The sequence below is a fragment of the Paenibacillus urinalis genome, from assembly GCF_028747985.1.
Classification (GTDB): Bacteria; Bacillota; Bacilli; order Paenibacillales; family Paenibacillaceae; genus Paenibacillus; species Paenibacillus urinalis.
On sequence record NZ_CP118108.1, the window covers coordinates 2,820,157 to 2,836,953 of the forward strand.

Annotated in this window: 22 protein-coding genes and 1 pseudogene; 1 reads left to right on the plus strand and 22 read right to left on the minus strand. The window is 42.4% G+C overall.

Annotation, left to right across the window (positions count from 1 at the left end; genetic code table 11):
* Positions 1–97 precede the first annotated feature (97 nt).
* From PUW25_RS12980 to PUW25_RS13005, 6 genes and pseudogenes are all read right to left on the minus strand, one after another.
* The gene (locus PUW25_RS12980) at positions 98–1,213 is read right to left on the minus strand and encodes a glycoside hydrolase family 88/105 protein (RefSeq protein ID WP_274337144.1); all 1,116 of its coding nucleotides are present in this window, start codon (positions 1,211–1,213) and stop codon (positions 98–100) included.
* A gap of 549 nt (positions 1,214–1,762) precedes the next feature.
* Positions 1,763–2,104, minus strand: coding sequence for an MmcQ/YjbR family DNA-binding protein (locus PUW25_RS12985; protein ID WP_274337145.1), 342 nt, complete (start codon positions 2,102–2,104; stop codon positions 1,763–1,765).
* A gap of 35 nt (positions 2,105–2,139) precedes the next feature.
* Complete coding sequence (locus PUW25_RS12990) at positions 2,140–2,565, minus strand: MaoC family dehydratase (RefSeq protein WP_274337146.1); 426 nt, start codon at positions 2,563–2,565, stop codon at positions 2,140–2,142.
* Positions 2,566–2,691: 126 nt separating this feature from the next.
* Entirely contained in the window at positions 2,692–3,651 is a 960-nt protein-coding gene (locus tag PUW25_RS12995; protein ID WP_047911841.1) for an NAD(P)H-dependent flavin oxidoreductase, read from the minus strand.
* A 126-nt stretch (positions 3,652–3,777) separates the two neighbouring features.
* Positions 3,778–4,203, minus strand: a complete 426-nt coding sequence (locus PUW25_RS13000; RefSeq protein ID WP_047911842.1) for a MarR family winged helix-turn-helix transcriptional regulator — start codon at positions 4,201–4,203, stop codon at positions 3,778–3,780.
* Positions 4,204–4,400: 197 nt separating this feature from the next.
* A pseudogene (locus PUW25_RS13005) lies at positions 4,401–4,534 on the minus strand (cupin domain-containing protein); the annotation flags it as partial.
* 173 nt (positions 4,535–4,707) lie between these two features.
* Here PUW25_RS13005 and PUW25_RS13010 point away from each other — a divergent pair.
* Positions 4,708–6,201: a lytic polysaccharide monooxygenase gene (locus tag PUW25_RS13010; protein WP_274337147.1), complete on the plus strand. Its 1,494-nt coding sequence runs from the start codon at positions 4,708–4,710 to the stop codon at positions 6,199–6,201.
* A 122-nt stretch (positions 6,202–6,323) separates the two neighbouring features.
* On the opposite strand, the gene PUW25_RS13015 is transcribed toward PUW25_RS13010, so the two are convergent.
* The 16 genes from PUW25_RS13015 to PUW25_RS13090 all read right to left on the minus strand — a co-directional run bounded on the left by PUW25_RS13015 (position 6,324) and on the right by PUW25_RS13090 (position 16,796).
* Positions 6,324–6,782 (minus strand): nucleotidyltransferase family protein, encoded by a 459-nt coding sequence (locus PUW25_RS13015; protein WP_274337148.1) that lies wholly within the window; start codon positions 6,780–6,782, stop codon positions 6,324–6,326.
* Positions 6,783–7,015: 233 nt separating this feature from the next.
* Positions 7,016–7,849, minus strand: a complete 834-nt coding sequence (locus PUW25_RS13020) for an ABC transporter permease subunit (RefSeq protein ID WP_274337149.1) — start codon at positions 7,847–7,849, stop codon at positions 7,016–7,018.
* Positions 7,849–8,754, minus strand: coding sequence for an ABC transporter ATP-binding protein (locus PUW25_RS13025; protein WP_274338376.1), 906 nt, complete (start codon positions 8,752–8,754; stop codon positions 7,849–7,851). Before PUW25_RS13025 ends, PUW25_RS13020 begins: the two co-directional genes overlap by 1 nt.
* Positions 8,755–8,808: 54 nt before the next feature.
* Complete coding sequence (locus tag PUW25_RS13030; protein WP_274337152.1) at positions 8,809–9,588, minus strand: ABC transporter permease; 780 nt, start codon at positions 9,586–9,588, stop codon at positions 8,809–8,811.
* Positions 9,585–10,508 carry an ABC transporter ATP-binding protein gene (locus PUW25_RS13035; RefSeq protein ID WP_274337153.1) on the minus strand — a complete coding sequence of 308 codons (924 nt, stop codon included), beginning with the start codon at positions 10,506–10,508 and terminating at the stop codon, positions 9,585–9,587. The genes PUW25_RS13030 and PUW25_RS13035 overlap by 4 nt, the downstream gene beginning before the upstream one ends.
* Positions 10,505–10,699 (minus strand): PLD nuclease N-terminal domain-containing protein, encoded by a 195-nt coding sequence (locus tag PUW25_RS13040; protein WP_370510353.1) that lies wholly within the window; start codon positions 10,697–10,699, stop codon positions 10,505–10,507. The genes PUW25_RS13035 and PUW25_RS13040 overlap by 4 nt, the downstream gene beginning before the upstream one ends.
* Positions 10,700–10,723: 24 nt before the next feature.
* Entirely contained in the window at positions 10,724–10,972 is a 249-nt protein-coding gene (locus PUW25_RS13045) for a hypothetical protein (RefSeq protein WP_274337154.1), read from the minus strand.
* Positions 10,965–11,375, minus strand: a complete 411-nt coding sequence (locus tag PUW25_RS13050) for a YxlC family protein (protein WP_274337155.1) — start codon at positions 11,373–11,375, stop codon at positions 10,965–10,967. Before PUW25_RS13050 ends, PUW25_RS13045 begins: the two co-directional genes overlap by 8 nt.
* Positions 11,362–11,892: an RNA polymerase sigma factor SigY gene (gene sigY, locus PUW25_RS13055; protein WP_047911851.1), complete on the minus strand. Its 531-nt coding sequence runs from the start codon at positions 11,890–11,892 to the stop codon at positions 11,362–11,364. Before sigY ends, PUW25_RS13050 begins: the two co-directional genes overlap by 14 nt.
* A gap of 330 nt (positions 11,893–12,222) precedes the next feature.
* Complete coding sequence (locus PUW25_RS13060; protein ID WP_274337156.1) at positions 12,223–13,164, minus strand: DMT family transporter; 942 nt, start codon at positions 13,162–13,164, stop codon at positions 12,223–12,225.
* A 93-nt stretch (positions 13,165–13,257) separates the two neighbouring features.
* Positions 13,258–13,605, minus strand: coding sequence for a GNAT family N-acetyltransferase (locus PUW25_RS13065; protein ID WP_338000055.1), 348 nt, complete (start codon positions 13,603–13,605; stop codon positions 13,258–13,260).
* Positions 13,598–13,759, minus strand: a complete 162-nt coding sequence (locus tag PUW25_RS13070; protein ID WP_274337158.1) for a hypothetical protein — start codon at positions 13,757–13,759, stop codon at positions 13,598–13,600. Before PUW25_RS13070 ends, PUW25_RS13065 begins: the two co-directional genes overlap by 8 nt.
* Before the next feature lie 37 nt (positions 13,760–13,796).
* Complete coding sequence (locus tag PUW25_RS13075) at positions 13,797–13,874, minus strand: DUF2087 domain-containing protein (protein ID WP_152557734.1); 78 nt, start codon at positions 13,872–13,874, stop codon at positions 13,797–13,799.
* Between the two features lie 89 nt (positions 13,875–13,963).
* Positions 13,964–14,527 carry a GNAT family N-acetyltransferase gene (locus tag PUW25_RS13080; protein ID WP_274337159.1) on the minus strand — a complete coding sequence of 188 codons (564 nt, stop codon included), beginning with the start codon at positions 14,525–14,527 and terminating at the stop codon, positions 13,964–13,966.
* Between the two features lie 162 nt (positions 14,528–14,689).
* On the minus strand, positions 14,690–15,487 hold the full coding sequence (locus PUW25_RS13085; RefSeq protein WP_274337160.1) for a C40 family peptidase: 798 nt from the start codon (positions 15,485–15,487) through the stop codon (positions 14,690–14,692).
* A gap of 397 nt (positions 15,488–15,884) precedes the next feature.
* Positions 15,885–16,796, minus strand: coding sequence for an AraC family transcriptional regulator (locus tag PUW25_RS13090; protein ID WP_274337162.1), 912 nt, complete (start codon positions 16,794–16,796; stop codon positions 15,885–15,887).
* Position 16,797 lies beyond the last annotated feature (1 nt).

Consider the following 16,797-nt stretch of genomic DNA (forward strand, 5'->3'; position numbering starts at 1 on the left):
AAGTGCTTATACCTCCTGGCCTCGGGATATCAACTTTTGTACCATTAAAACAAAAAAGTCGCTAAATTTAGCGACTTATGAGACATCTGCTGAGAAATCACTTTGCTTCAATTTCCTTCTCTTTCTCTACCTCATTCGGACTTAGATTCAATCCTTCCTGAGTCGTTAAGCCTTCCTCCTGTGATTCAACCATCTCAATAACTGCCGCTAGGAAAGCGAGACCCAGCCCTTGCCCCCAGCCTTGTGCCCATTTCCGATCAATGCGCAGATACCCTTCAATGTCGTTCATAACGGCTGTTCCACCAGAAACGTTCATTACTCGTCCGTTCGCGGAGATGTTGGCAAGGACGCCGTCTAAAGCCTTTCGAACGTACTTCGCATGAAGCGGATTGTCTTGCATTACCATGGCGGCAGCGATACCCGACGTGGCGGATACTTCACCATACGCCTCCGGGTAATCAAGTACAGTTCCCCAGAGTCCGTCCTCCTTCTGCAGCTTTTTAATTGCCGCAAGCTGATCTCGAAGTGAACTCCAGATATGCATCATTGGAGGATATAGATAACCTTCAGGCACCCCTCTTGCTGCACGAGACATTGTGTAAGCAGCCCAAGCGTTGGCACGCGCCCAATGAATTCCTGACATATGGTCCTGATTAATATGATTGTAGCCGTGATACCATAGACTATTATCCTCATCCTGCAGATAGTTGATATGCCAGAAATACTGATGCAGAGCATCGTCAACTAATCGCTTCTCCTTCAGCTTGACGCCAACACGAAGCATAAAATAAGCGGCCATAAATAGTGTGTCTGCCCAGCATTGCTCTGGAAAATCATTTTTTGAAGATACGGTATGCTGAAGCACACCATCCCCGAAACGCAGCGCCTTGTTTTCCAAGTAATCCACCTTGCTGAGAATAAGATCGAGGTACTTCTGGTCATTTGTCTGCTCATACAGCGTAATTAACATATGCCCCATAGCGCACGTGTTTACCGTCCATCGCGGAAGACCTGCTTCCAGATATTCATCAACCCAATCCGCCATTCGTTCCAAGTAGACCTGCTCACCAGTGACTTCAAATGCTCGGCTTACGCCGTAGAAGGCAACCCCACCAGGCCAGTCCCAAGTTAAATCCATGCCAAATGTGTAATCCACCACACGATCAGCTATTTGTCTTAAATCGGCAGTAGAGTTAGGAATATTTAATTTCATAAATCCTCCATTTCCGGATTCTCTGCATACAGCAGAGGCACCTATAAGATGTTAAGAATGAGAAGGCTTCAGAAAGACCTATATGAATATGTAATTCCATACTTTTGAACCTTAACGTTTCTATAAATCCCGGCATTTACATCAACACTTTAATTCACTGCTCTTCACCCCAAATCTCATGATTTATTCCTTTAGGCACTCCTAGCTTCTCAAAGTAACTTGCGATAAGAACTGAAGCGCTTCCACAACAAAATCTCTTCAATTGTTCGGTTCTATGGATGAATATGATTGTACACATATTATAGGCAATATATAAATACAAAGTCTACTACTTTATGTCCGTTTATGATGAAACCCAACATAATCACAGATTTCACCGTCATTGATTGTTAGAAAAAGGTGTACAGCTAATTTAAAATGAATAGCATGTTTTGCCAAAGGTGATTATACTGACTTTACTAGCCAAAAAAAGCCGCTAATAAAGCGACTTCAATGGAATATATTCTTTTCCTTCTACATTTCCTAGTTAATTAAGTTGACCTTAATCTGCTACGTCTGTTTATTTGACTTGGGCTTCGTAAGTTCAAAGCTATGATGCACCATCTCGAAGATATCATCCTCTTTCATATTACGATCCAAAATAATCGTATTCCAATGAGTTTTGTTCATGTGATAACCAGGTTTAACATCATCATAAATAGTACGCAGCAAATCAGCTTTGTTTGGTTCACACTTGAGGTTTAAGCAAAGATTTCTGTCTAGTTTAAAGATCATTGCAAATATCTTCTTATTCCTTTTGTGACGTATAACGGTCCATTTGTCATCAAAAGGTTGGTTTTTATAAACATCATTGTAGGTTAAGCAATGGGAGATTATTTCCTCCTTAATCATTTTATTTTCCTCCTTGCTACGAATAAATGCTTGTATTATTTTCTTATTAGAACGGTCAGTTCTCCTTCAAAAACGACCTCCTCTTTCTCATTAAACGTTGTTAGTAAAACAGTTACTAATCCTGTTTCATTGCGTTTTTCCCTCAGTTCAGTGACCTTCACAAGAGTATATAATTCGTCCCCCGGATAAACAGGTTTTATAAACTTGATATTATTCATAGCAGTTCCGGCAATGACTTCATCACCATAATTACCTGTTTCAACCCAGAGTTTAAACGAAACAGCCAGAGTTTGAATTCCTGATGCTATAATTCCATTGAATCTTCCTTGGTTCGCTTTGTCCTCGTTCAAGTGCATATATTGGGGATCGAATTCAGACGCAAATCTGATGATATCATCCTTGGACAATCTCAATGACTTGGTTTTAAATTCTTGTCCTATATAAAATTCTCCAAACCGCATTCATTTACACCTTCTTATTTGATTTACTCTTCGCCCATAGTGTAGCATTTTTAATAAATATCCTGCCAATTTCTTTTTGAGCCTAATAAATAATGTACACAGCAACTAGCTATTGCAATATTTATTCTAATTAAAGTCTTGCATCAAAGAATCAATCACTTCTTTTACAGTCCTGATTTCTCTAATTGGCGTAATTCCAGTACCTATAGAAATGTATCCATCGTCAGTATTACCTTCTAACATGCCGATACGCATTCCAATTGATCCACGCATCAATTTTGCTGTTTCTTCACGAGTAGCCCCTTGTTTATCCATTTCAACAAGTTTATTCGCTAATTTAGTAGGTAAAGAACGGTAGTAAGCTGGTAACGTACGGAACATTAGTAGGTCTTCTGCTGTAGCATCTACTATCATTTGTTTGACGTTTTCTGCTGCTGGATTCTCTATTGTTGGAATAAAAACACTACCAGCAAACACACCTTCCGCACCTAAGGCAAATGCAGCACGCACTCCTCTGACATCACCAATACCACCTGCTGCCAATACAGGAGTATTTATAGCATCTACAATCATTGGAACAATCGAAAATGTGCCGATAACTCGTTCCGGAACTGTACCACCTTCATCAAATCCAGTTGCTACATAAACATCTATTCCAAATTCCTCTGCTGCTTTTGCATTCTCAATAGTAGGAGTAAGGGGTCTATAAATAATTTTAATATTATTTTCTTTTAACGGCTTAAAGATTCTTTCATCCAATACATCGTTCACAAGAACAACCGGAACTTTCTCATTAATAACTGTTTCCAATAAGGGCCACGTGTAAGCTAAATCACGATTTATAATCAGGGGTACTCCAAATGGCTTATCTGTTAAAGATTTTATTTTTTGTATTTCAATTCTCATTCTTTCTGTACTTATTTCAGGTGAACGAGTGATATCAGCCTGCCCGGCATTTGGACCTAGAAACCCTAATCCACCAGCATTGCTTACCGCTGCAACAAATTCGGCATTAGTAACCCAAGACATAGGGCCCTGTATAATCGGTTTCTCTATGTTTAATATTTCGCATATTCTATTATTCACTATTGACTCCTCCTGTTTAAGAAAATATTGACGATATTCTAGCCCATGTATCTTCAGAACTCCCTTTTAATATTTAGGGTACTAAATAAAATATTAAGTATGCTAAATATATTTTTAAGAGAAGACTTAGTATAAGTTTTTCTCCATACGCTTTAAAAGATCCCTTAGTATTAAGCGTTCTTCAGCAGACATTAAATGAAGTAATTTCTCTTGCTGCTGTTTCCATTTAATTCCAACGGGTTCTTCTAATTCTTTACCTTTGTCCGTTAAATAAATTCGCATCACCCTTGCATCTTCTTTATCACGTTTACGGTGTATGAAACCATTCTGCTCTAGAGATTTAACCATATTTGTTACTGTAGGCGGTTCGCATTTTAAATGTTCACACAGCTGCATTTGTGTTATTCCATCACCCGACCATAAGCGTGAGAGTAAATTATCCTGGCCTACATAAAGATTAAGTTCTCTAAGACTCTCACTATAATCCCGCCGCATTTGGGAAGAAACTTTATCCAAGGACATACGAATATCACAGTCTACACTAACCTTCATCGATAAGCCTCCTTAAATACATTTAGCGTGCTAAATATATCATGGCAGTTTTCACATGTCAACGTTACTATATTAATTGCTTATCTTCAAGTGAAGTCCGATTACCGATTAGCTTGCATTCCTAGTCATATAATAAATCTCAATCACCGACTTCATTCCTAAATCATCAAAAAGCCATTTCCGCAAGGAAATGGCTACAGTTTGAGCTGACCTGCTCGAAAATCAAAGAACACCTCTCCTTCGATCACAATAAAAACCTTATCGGTGTCTGTATGATCATGCCAGACAAAATCACCGGAATCTTGACCAATTTAAATTGGTAGTTATTCATTTCGCCAAAGACTTTTGGAGACCAATGTTCATTAGTCCCTTGTGCCTGAATTAATAGGACTAGCAGATGAGTCGTTTAGATTATTTTTCAATTGTGTCTTCACAATCTTTCTACAATATCCGATAATTTTTGATGTCTCTGAGAGATGTCAATAAATTCAAAGGAGAGAGATAATGATTAGCAAAATGTTTAACACTTTAAACTTAAATGCAGGGGTTAAGAGGAAAAAGGTACTGCAAGCAGCATCGTTACTCGTATGTGGAGTCATTGGATCAATGTTGTTCGTTGACCAAGTATCTGCTCATGGTTACATTCACTCTAGTCGTGCGGCTCTATGTAAGGAGCAGAAGAACACAAGCTGCGGACCCGTGCAATACGAACCGCAAAGTGTGGAAGGTCTAGGTGGCTTCCCGGCGAGTGGACCTGCTGATGGCCATATCGCAGGTGGTGGTGTGTTCCCACAGCTTGATGAGCAGTCAGCTACTCGCTGGAGTAAAGTAAAGATGCATGGCGGGAAGAACACCATAAATTGGACATTAACTGCCCAACACGCAACAAAAGAATGGAAGTATTACATAACCAAGAAGGACTGGGACCCAAATAAGCCTTTAGCTCGCTCTGATTTTGAGCTTATTCAGACGTTTAACGATGGTGGAGCCAAGCCTTCAAGCTCGGTTTCGCATCAAATTAACTTGCCGACAGATCGCAGCGGCTATCATGTGATTCTGGGTGTATGGGAAATTGCGGATACCGCAAATGCCTTTTATCAGGTAGTGGATGTGAATTTGATTAACGATACGAACGGAACTCCAGATTCACAGGACACAACGGCACCAGGGGCCCCTACTGCCGTGACATCTCCTGTACAAACGACGAACACGGTTGAACTGCGCTGGAACGCAGCTTCCGATAACGTAGGTGTTCATCATTATGAGTTGTATCGCAATGGTGTAAAGGTACAGACGGTAACAGGTACTTCCGTTGTTGATACAGGACTGGAAGCAAATACCTCTTATACGTATACGGTAAAGGCTGTGGATACGGCAGGCAATGTTTCCGAGGAAAGCACTGCAATCACAGTGACAACCAAGCCAATCCCAGCTAAAGATACAACGGCCCCAACTGCCCCATCCTCCTTGCACACGATGGGACTGACGACCTCTACGATTGATCTCATGTGGAACGCCTCTATGGATAATGTAGGGGTGAAGCACTATGAAATCTATCGTAATGGGGTTAAAGTTCAGACCGTATCAGGTACAACGGCAACAGACAGCGGGTTGCAGCCGAACACAGAGTACACATACGTTGTGAAGGCAGTTGATGCGGCAGGCAATGTATCGGAACCGAGCAATACTATTACATTGAAAACAAAAGAACAACAAGCCGGAGAATTATCAGAGTGGGATCCTGCACAAGTGTATGCAAGCGGTGACCTTGTTGTGTTCCAAGGCAATGAATATGAAGCGAAATGGTGGACGCAAGGCAATCAACCTGATAATTCGGATGCATGGAAGCTGCTCAGCAGCATAACGCCAGTATGGAATGCGAGCAAATCTTACTTTGATGGAGATCGTGTCCTATATGAAGGCGTTACATACCAAGCGAAATGGTGGACGCAAGGCAATGTGCCTAGTCAACTAGGTGTTTGGCAGATTGTACAATAACAGAATGAAAACCTCACTGCTAGCTTAACTCAAAAACGGCTTTCACTGTCCCAATAGGGCAGCAAAGCCGTTTTTTTATTTGGATCATTCCATGCAGAATCTTGGCTAATCATCAGAAATGATTAATCCCAAGGGATAATAGTAAGGGCTGGCCATTTTCCCTTCCATCTATCTGCTTTTTCCTCATAAATCTCTTTTGTGATTTGGGATTTATTCGCTCTTACAATTAAAGAGAATAGATCATTCAAACCGAACGGAGCATATATGCTCCATTCTCCATTCTCATCTTTTCTCATCCCGATCGCTGTAGCAGTTGTGGGCCAAGTGTTTATGGCTTCTTCAAGCGAAGAATATGGATCTATTGGATACCCAAAATGGTTCTCATACCATAAATGGACACGTGATTGATTTTTTATATCAAGTCTTATAGGAAGATCTCCGAACCTTTGGTTCACCTTATCGATGACCTCGCATTCCTTATCATATGAAAGATCAGAATCGAAATAAACAAAATCAATATCATGGATCCCATAATTTACAGGTAACCCACATACATAGTTCCAAATGCTTTGGCAATGCATCCTGCACCTATATAATAATCTGTTAGTTTTAGGTCAGGTGCTTCCATAAAAATATGATTTGTAATAGGATTCAACGTAACAATCTTCGTAAGACAATTGATTTGACTGAACAAGTCTTTATTGCGAGCCAATGAGTTCATATCTGTCATCATCCCCTATTAGAAGCGAAGTTTTCATCTAAGTCCTCTTTTTATTCATCAACACAAAAGGCAGCCGTTCCTGGTTCTTTAATTTTAATGAACCTGACGCTCAAATAACACATTCCGTTGATTCATTTTTGTTAGCCGGCGCAATAAAAGGATATTGATAATGAACAGCATCAAACCAGTGACAAGCAGGATCTGTGAACTTAGGAACACGATCCCCGTAATTTGGGAGATCGCAGCTCCGACGATGGGCAGTACGACGACTCCTCCTAATTGCTGTGCTTCTTGGAACCCTTTGGAACGCGCGGAGATAAAGATGCTGATCAGGATAACTAATCCGGTAAACATCGGCGTCACCCACAGCAGGATAATACCCCAGGATAGATTCGGGAAGATCAGACCGTCGAACATGGTGTATGACAGCCCGTTGATGATAATACCGCACAGAACAAAGCTGGCCAGTGTGACGATGAAGGTGGGGATGAAGGTCCCGACTAATTTGCCCATGAACAGGTCTTTCACCTCGATCGGAGCGAACAGTAGGCTTTCTAGCGTTCTGCGCTCCTTCTCTCCGACAAGACTGTTCAGTGCGATCATTAAAGAATTCAGCACTGGGATGAGCATGAAGAATGGTCCAAGCATGTAGTTGACGAAAATGTAGATGATTTGGTGGTTAATTGTAGGCAGCTGCGTAATTAACTCCTTCTTGTCTCCTGTAGGCAGCTGCGTAACGACCTTCTGTACCATGTTGACTAAATCAGAATCGACAATGTTCACCAATTTCATTGCGAAGATTAACCCTCCTGGTAACAGTACGCCGAACACAAGTGGAAGTATTATAATCCCGATCAATACTTGTACGTTGCTTGTGATGGCCTTTATATCCTTCTGAGCGATGGCTCTAATCTGACTCCAATTCATTATTTCTCACCCTTCACTTGAAAATACAGGGATTCCAAGTCACGATTCATGATCTCTGCAGTGTGCACCCATGTCTCTTCCAATATTTGACGGAGTACCGTCGATATTAAATCGGTTGAAGGAAGCTCTAGCAGGATCTCGCTGGGCCCCACTCGTTGAACGGGATAACCATGGTACCTATCTTCCTCTATAGATAAACCAGTTGTTAACCGAAGCTGCACCGTCTTAAAATGCTTCTTATCCAGCTCTTCTTTCGTCCCGGTGTCCAGTATGGTGCCGTTGCTCAAGAAAATATAGGAATGACACAGTGATTCCAACTGCTGCAGCACATGCGAACAGAGGATGATCGTCGTGCCATGAGCTTCATTCATCGCTTTCAGGTCTCTCACGACTTGCTTGATGCCTTCCGGATCGAGACCGTTTGTCGGCTCGTCCAGAAACAAAATCTCCGGTTGATGGAGAAGTGCCTTCGCCAAGGCCAAACGCTTTTTCATGCCTGTACTGTAGCTTCCGACTTTCTTATCTTGAGCATTTTCTAGGCCATATTGCTGTAACAATTCTCGGATTCTTTGTTCATCATAGCAGTTGTATATTTTGGCGAAAAATCGTAAATTTTCTATACCGCTCATCTCATGATAGAGTCCTGCTCCCTCTGTAACCACGCCACTGAGACGCCGGATGGCATTTCCATCGGTGACCGGATCGTAACCATTCAACCACATTGTGCCACAGTCCGGAAGGATAACGCCATTCATTAAGCGCACGAGCGTCGTTTTTCCAGAGCCGTTTGGACCAAGCAGACCGACTATACTCCCCTTCTCGATCGAGAAGGAAACTCCATTTAATACGTTCTGTGTGTTGTAGCTCTTATTGATGTCACGAACTTCGATGTAAGATGAATTCAAAATATCGCTCCTTCTTCTATTTATTATCAAGACATATACGGCATCTAGTGTCCGTTATACTTTGGATTTCCTTATCTTCACTTGATAAGCTGCAATCAAGAAAAAGAAGATAATGCACATCAAACAAAGGATTGCCGCGCCTAAGGCAGCCGTAGGTTCACCGCTTGTCTGCAGCCACTGCGTCGAAATTTGCGGTAAAGAACCTGGGCTGTAGGTCGTAAACCGTGGCAACCATTGTGAAGCCATGGACAGCAGTATTGCCGCCCCTAAGCTGACGAAGGCAATGCCTGCTGCAGGATTCATTAGAGAACTCATAAGCAGCGTAAGCGATCCGGTAAACCAGAGCCACAGCAAATAGAGAAGGCCTGCTCTTAAGGCTGCCGCGGTATCAACGCTTCCGATGATCTGCACGGTATAATACCAGGCCCCCGCGTAGCCTAGCACGAAAGACGCGGTGAAGAGAGACAGCATGCTTGCCCACTTGGCCGCTGTATAGGATAAGTAAGACACCGGCTTCGCAAATATCAACTGCGAGACGCCGCTTTGGCGCTCTCCTGAACTCAGGGTCATGATGGACAACACCAGAATCATGAGACCGACTGAGTTGTATTGACTAAGCGTCTGCCCCATCACTTCCGTCCCAGAAGGAAGCTCGATGGTGATCGTCATGCCTTTGGGCATATTGCCCGCTGATTCCAATATCACCGGCATAAAACGCGTCACCAATGGCTGCATGATCCCCAGCATCAAAAACACGAGCGGCACCCACAGCCATTTATAGCTGCGTCTCATCTCCAGCATTTCTTTACGAAAAAACAAGAAGAACTGCCTCATGATTGCACCACCTTCATAAACAAGTCTTCGAGTGTGCTGTGGCCTGCTTCAAGCGAACGAATCATGATGCAGTGAGATACAGCGTCAGTCATGAGTGCAAGGGAAGCTTGCTCCACGTTCGCCACCCTCATCTTCGCACGTCCTCCAGAAATCTCGGAATGGATGACAAAATCCTTGCTGCAGACAGCGGTTAACCAGGACCGCGATGCCTCGTCTCCACCCACCTCCAGACTGATCACTGGCTCGCTGTAAGTTTGGCGGACATGGTCAAGACTTCCTTGGAGGGCAATATCGCCACTCCGAATCATGAGAATTTCATCACAAACCTCTTCAACGTCATGCAGCACATGCGTGGAGAACAAGACCGTTGTCTCTTTGCGAATGCGCTGAAGCAGAGTCAGTACATCCTTACGTCCTGTGGGATCGAGCGCTGACACGGGCTCATCAAGAATGAGCAGCTTCGGTCTATGAATGAGTGCCTGAGCAAGCCCCAAACGCTGCTTCATGCCGCCTGAATAACCGCCGATCTTGCGTTTCCCCGCATCCCGAATGCCTACTGCCTCTAGCCATTCTCCCGTCTCCTTCTTGGCCTCATGGCTTGTCAAACCGGCAAGCTCCCCAGCATAGAGCAGAAATTCAGCACCGGTCATCCAGGGATAAAACACAGGCATTTGAGGTAAGAAGCCGATGTATGGACGCCGATCCATAGTCGGGCTTCCGTTTACCAGTAGCTCAATTGAACCTCCCGACGGCTGGAGTAATCCAGCCAGCATATTGATCGTGGTTGTTTTGCCGGCACCGTTTGGACCGAGTATAGCGGCGCAGCTGCCTTCATTAATACTGAACGATATTCCTTTGACAACTTCGCGCTCCTTAAAGCGCTTGGATAAATCCCTTACCTGCAGCAATGTTTGGGTCATGAGACATCCTTCCTTCCGAAGACAAAATAAGCAACGGAGCCCAGAATGTTACCACACAAGATGATGATGACCCACAACCATTTGGGTCCGCGAGTTGCTTCCGCTTTATATAAAGATATCAATCCTACCACAGCCAAAATCAGCTGCAGGACGATGATAGGCATAATCAGATTCCAAGGTATGCTTGACATTGTATCCATGAGTGTTTCCCCCTTTTACTTGTTTGGTTTACTGCGATCTTTCCCTCTCTTCAGGTGTTCTTTTCTCCTAGGCCAATAAATATGAACAAACCAATAGGCAATAAGCGGTCCCGGAGCCTGGATTAGCCCCACGATTCCCCAGATCCAGTAGTGTTTCGTATGACGGCGGGAATGGATGAATAAAAATAGGCTTTGAATCAGCAGGATGCAGGCGACGAGTAATAGAGCCCATACAGGAATCGTTTCGAGATTCGTATTATGCATGTTCGGATCTCACCTTCTTCTTTGAACGATAAAAAAATCGTACAGCAAACGCGATCGCCCCGACGAAGACCAGCCCCTGGATGGCGACAAATATAACGATGTTCATGGATGCTAAGAGCATATTGCTTACTATTAAAGCCAGAGCAATGATCAAAAACAGGGCAACTTCTAGTCCTGTGCGTTTGCGGAGCCTTTGCTGTTCGGCTGCGACAAGCTGCTCCAGCTCATGCAGTGGCGGCGGCTCCGGCTTGCGAATGGCTAGCTCCATCTGGTCGAACCCATGCACTAGCTCGGCAATCAGAGCCTGATCCTCTGCGGATACTTCATGGAAGCCTTCGCCATACGTAGGATCCTGCTCATTCAGATTGGCGGATCGTTCCTGCGTTCCTTTATTCCTTTTCATCAGTCGCCATCTCCTTTCTTAACTGCTGCAATCCATGATGGATTCTGGACTTAACCGTCCCCGGCGGAATGTCCATCATGACGGCAATCTCATCATAGGCATAACCGTAATAATGTTTGAGCAAGATCGGAAGCCGCCATTCGTACCCCAGTCTGGACAAAGCCTGCATCGCATCAGTCCATTCCTCCTGCTGAGCTTTCATCTGCCACTCCGTTCTCCGGAATGCCTGCTCCCGGTCCCTCCACTGCTTCTCTACCTTGGTGCGACGCATCTGGTCGATATAAATCCGGGTAGCGATCGTAATCAACCAGGAAGAGAACTTCGATCTTCCGTTATATTGATGAATCTTCTCAATACACCTCAGCATGGTTTCCTGCGCCACATCCTCGGCCTGCTCCGGATTCATCGTCATTTTAATGAGATACTTTGTTAAGAAGGAGTAGTGGGTCTGCAGCAGCTGCGCCATCGCCTGACGATCCCCACGCTGCGCGCGTTTTATTTGCTTAAGCTCATCCAACTGCAGTCACTGCTCCTTTCCTTGATTTATGTTTGCTATATGACCACATCAGCAGAATCAAATATATTACGAAGAGGTTCACGAATTCGTTCACTTGAGTATAAAAAAACTTTTTTATTTTCCTTGTAATTATCTAAACAACGGATTTATCTTCATGAAATTAGCATTAAGTATCCATTAGACATTTATTCCTTTATTCCACAATGGGGACGTATCTTTACTCGTAATATCTAAGTCCAATAAGTAAGACTTAAGAAAAAAATAGCAGTACCTGCTTGTATTCTTCAGGTACTGCATGAGTTCTTAAGCTTATTTAGTTGTCTATAGCCTTCACTTCATTCTATTAGCAGCAAAACTTTGCAATATCATTCCAAGCATAACAATGATTATACCGCACCAAGATAGCAGAGAGGGTAAGGGAAGTGATAAAAACAATATCTCTCCAATTAATGCAAAAAGTAGTTCCATCGACTGAGTAGCTTCAACTGCCGCCAACGTTCGCATGTTTTTTCGCACCATCTCGGTAGCCTTGAAGAATAAGATGGTAGCGATAACACCGGAAAACAGAGCAACCAGTAAGGATTGAAGGCTCTGCTCCAAACTCGGAAATCCTGTGCTAGACAGGGCGTACAAGGATAGGATCAACCAGACAGGCAGACTTGCAATCGTCATTCCCAGTACTCTCTGAATCGTATCGATGCGCCCTTCACATAGTTCCATCATTTTACGATTCCCCAAAGGATAAGCAAAAGACGCGATCAGAACGGGGATTGTTCCTAGGAGGAGATGATGAAATGATATGGTCTTGGCTTGATCGATTTGCATTAAGATTATTCCCAACAGGATGAATAACGACATGAAGAGACTTTGAATAGGGATTCTGTATCGAATGTTTACTAATCCTTTTTCAGAGGATACCTTCTCGCTAAAAAAAGGAGTAAGCAGTATACCTGAGATGATGGTCACTTGCCATGTACCTGCGATAAGCCATCCATGTGAATATGCGGTTGAAAAACATATAGGTGCGTAAAACAATCCAAAACCTACCGTACTCCACAAAAGCCAGGCTCTCGGTTGTCTCCTCATTTCAGCCCATAGGGGGAGCCATTTCTTTTGAATGAATACGATGCACAGCAATATGGGGAGCATAAAAAGAAACCTCAATGAAGCGCTCCAAGCCCAATTTCCGCCCGATAGCTCCATAGAAGCATTAAGAACAAATGCAAAAGCAAAAAAGAAGGCCGAAGCAATACCAAAGAATATGGGCTTCATTTGATGACCTCGCGATTGAATGACCAGCCTGCAGACCTTTTCAGGTCATTGAAACGAATCTCCAGTACGCTTAACAACAAACTTTCAATGGGTCTAATATTGTCCTTGTTCATTTATTTTTTTCTCCATTACGAATACTGTTTTCTCACGATCATTGACCACAGTTCTAGCCGTGCTTACATCTTCAAAGCCTTGTTGCCGCCAAAAACCAAGCGCCGCATCATTTCCTTCCAGAACACCGATTCGAAATACAGCGACGTTCCGTCTCCTCATCTCTTCCATGTAAAGCCCAAGTATTCGAGAACCGTATCCTTGACCTTGCAGCTTTTTATCCACTTGCAGCAGACCAAGCCAAGGGCAATTATCGCTGGGGTTTAACATTATAAACTCTAATATTCCGACAAACCCTTCTCCCTCCCGAACCAGAAACCGTTCAGCCAGCCCCTAGCCTCGCTCCGTTTTCTTTATCTCGTGCCAGATCCTCCGGACTCATTACTTCGGAATCGAACGATACACGGTTAAAATACGGATCCGAGTTCAAAATCTCCATTTCTGCCTGCAGCAAATTTTCGCTTATTTCTACTAGTGTCAGCATGTTTTACCTCCTGTTATCCTTTTATCCAATACAAGCTTCAATCATCCTTCCGGTCCATAAAACCATTTTCGATCGTATAACGACGCACAGAGACATAATCCTGCTCCCAAGGCATAATAAACCGTCAGCGGATCTTTGATCTGCTCACGGTCAATTGTTATGAATTAAAGGTTTATGACATTATCAGTTTAGGTAGCGCTTTTTTTATTTTTTCAAATTAATCCATTCGGACTGAAGTAACGAATATTGATACTCGTTGACCCATTGTCCATTTGAGTAATAGTTTTCCAAAAGATGACCTTCTCTCCTCATACCCACCCGTTCAAGTAGACGAATTGAGCCTTCGTTTCTAACATCGGTAAACGCGATAACCTTGTGTTTATGAAGTTGTTCAAACACAAAATTGAATAAAAGTTTAATCGCCTCACTGGCATAGCCCATTCCTTGATGCTCTTCAGCGAGCGTAAAACCAATTTCAACAATTCGAGGCTCATCCAAGAGTGTATGTAGAGCGCAATCTCCAATGAATTGATTCGTTTCAACCAAAACAATGGCAAATTGGAACCAGGTACCAGGCTGACCTGGCACATTTGTTATTTGCTGTCTAACAAACGATACTGCATCGTTATATTGATAGTTTCCCCATGGTTGAAATTTAGCCACAACCGGATTAGTGCGGTACGAATAAAAGGGCTCAATATCTTGTTCTGAGAATTGCCTTAAAATTAATCGTTCTGTGCTGCCATAAATACGTTCAGATATACTCACGATGACTCACTCTCCTAATGAAATCAGCTATGAAATTGAAGTCTTGTTATGCTCAATGTTAAGATACGCAATAAGAAAATACAACTTATGACCCGTTTCCGTTCCTAAACCAATAAAAAAAGCCATTTCCCTAAGGAAAAGGCTAGGATGTTAAGATCATGATTACAATGCACTGCCACCGAATAGGAACCGGTATTCCCAATGCTTTCCTTCAATGGAGTCGACTCTTACTCCGCCTGATTCAGCTGAATAAGTCTGCAGGATTTTGCCGTCACCAAGATAAATTCCAACATGTGTAATTGTAGCTGAGCTCTTGTTAATACCGGAATAAGCTGATTTGCTTGTCCCTTTATAAGACATAAAGAACATCAGATCTCCACGTTTCAAGGAAGAAATACTGGATTTTGCATTCCCTTTATTTTTGACGTAAGCTCCTTGCTTACGAGAATCTGAAGGCAGGGTAATTCCTGCTCCATCAATGAATGCTTGTCTCACAAAAGAAGAACAGTCAAATGTATTTGTGCTGCTGCGTGATGCACCGTATTCATACGGTGTTCCCAGATATTTCATGCCAGCAGAAATGACTTTCTCTACCGTTGAGCTGGTGTTAGTTGAAACAGAGCTTTCGCTGGAGCTGCTTTCATTACTTGAAGAGCTGCTTCCATTTACAGTTTGTGTATATTTAGAGGAGGACGAAATATATCCCGTGTTTCCTTTTGTATCCTTAACTTTAATCCAGTTAGAGCCGGAAGTGCCTAGCAGGGTAACGGTCTCGCCCTTTTTAAGCAATCGAATAACAGAAGAAGAAGTACTTGCTGTCTCTCGCAGGTTAACTCCGTATAGCACCTCTTTGGTTGTTGCTGCTGCATAAGATTGGCTTGTGAATACTGGCAGGCTTACTGAGCCGAAGAGCAATGCAGATGCAACAGCTCCAGATAGTATCATTTTTGTAACCTTCATGTTGTAGAACCTCCTGATGTAATAGGTTTGTTAAGTTTCAAATCCTTCAAAAGCCATAAACTGAACTCATTGTATTCTAGTATATAGCTAAATTTCATCGGACTTAAGACTTAAAACACCAACACTTTACATAGTATAATATAACTACAACAGCTATTATAAAATAAATCTATGAACTAAATGTTTTTTTATATACTAACGCTAATTATTAGCTAAATATCAGAATTAAATATATCTTTAACATTAAATATCAACCTGAATTATATTAGGTCAATATATCTATATTTCATTTAGTATCTTTTTAGTTGGATTTACTTACCACATGCTGAAGTGTCAAAAATAAATACTGAAAATTTGTTATAATTTCTTAACTTTTTTGTAACTATTTTATCTAGCATCACAAACGAAGCACCCAAATTTCCATACAGTTCATTTCTGGATTTTCCTTGTAATATTTTTCGGCAGAGAACGGATGTGTTTCGATTTCATGGTTACTCAACCACGTCTCAATCAAATATTTATTTGCCTGATTCAATGCGGTGGTAACAAGCTCTTCGAAGGACTCTGCTTCAATCCTACATACAACATATTCGCCAGCAGGAAGAATTTGTTTAACGATATCATCACTTACACTTCTATTCGTTGATGTGGCTAATCCACCGACAAAGTAAAGGAAGGTTCCTTTTTCTAGGTTCGCCATATGAGACATTGCCATTTCAACATCACCGTTAATAGAATCTGCTATCTCATTTTTCTGGGATTGAAATGCTCTCCACAGCTGTCCCGGAATATCAATCCCCGTACTTTCACCAACTGGAATCTGATTTGCAATATTTACTTCTGCTTCTAAGCCAAAGTATACTTCAGGTTCTTTCAGTAATTTCTTTTGAATTTCTATAACCATATTCCCTACGATCAAAGGGACATTTTCATCAACCAGCACATAATGAGCTGAAATTTCCGGTCTGTTGAAGGTATTTAAGAGCGGCAGATCCCTCTTATATTCTTCGGGAGTCATTTGATATATCTCCTTAAATGCTCTCGAAAAGTTTCCATGACTGGAGAATCCGTATTCTAATGCAACATCCAGAATTCGTAGCTTTGGATTGTTCAGTGCATTTATTGCTTTGGCCAGGCGGCGGAGTTTTATATATTCCTGTACCGGTTTTCTTACTAATCGCTTAAATAATCGTTGAAAATAAAACGGTGAAAGACAGGCTGCATCAGCCAGCGTTTCTGTACGAATCTCTTCTGTTAAATGTTCCTCAATATATGTCAGCGTCTTATCTATTGCTTCCCAAGCGTGCATA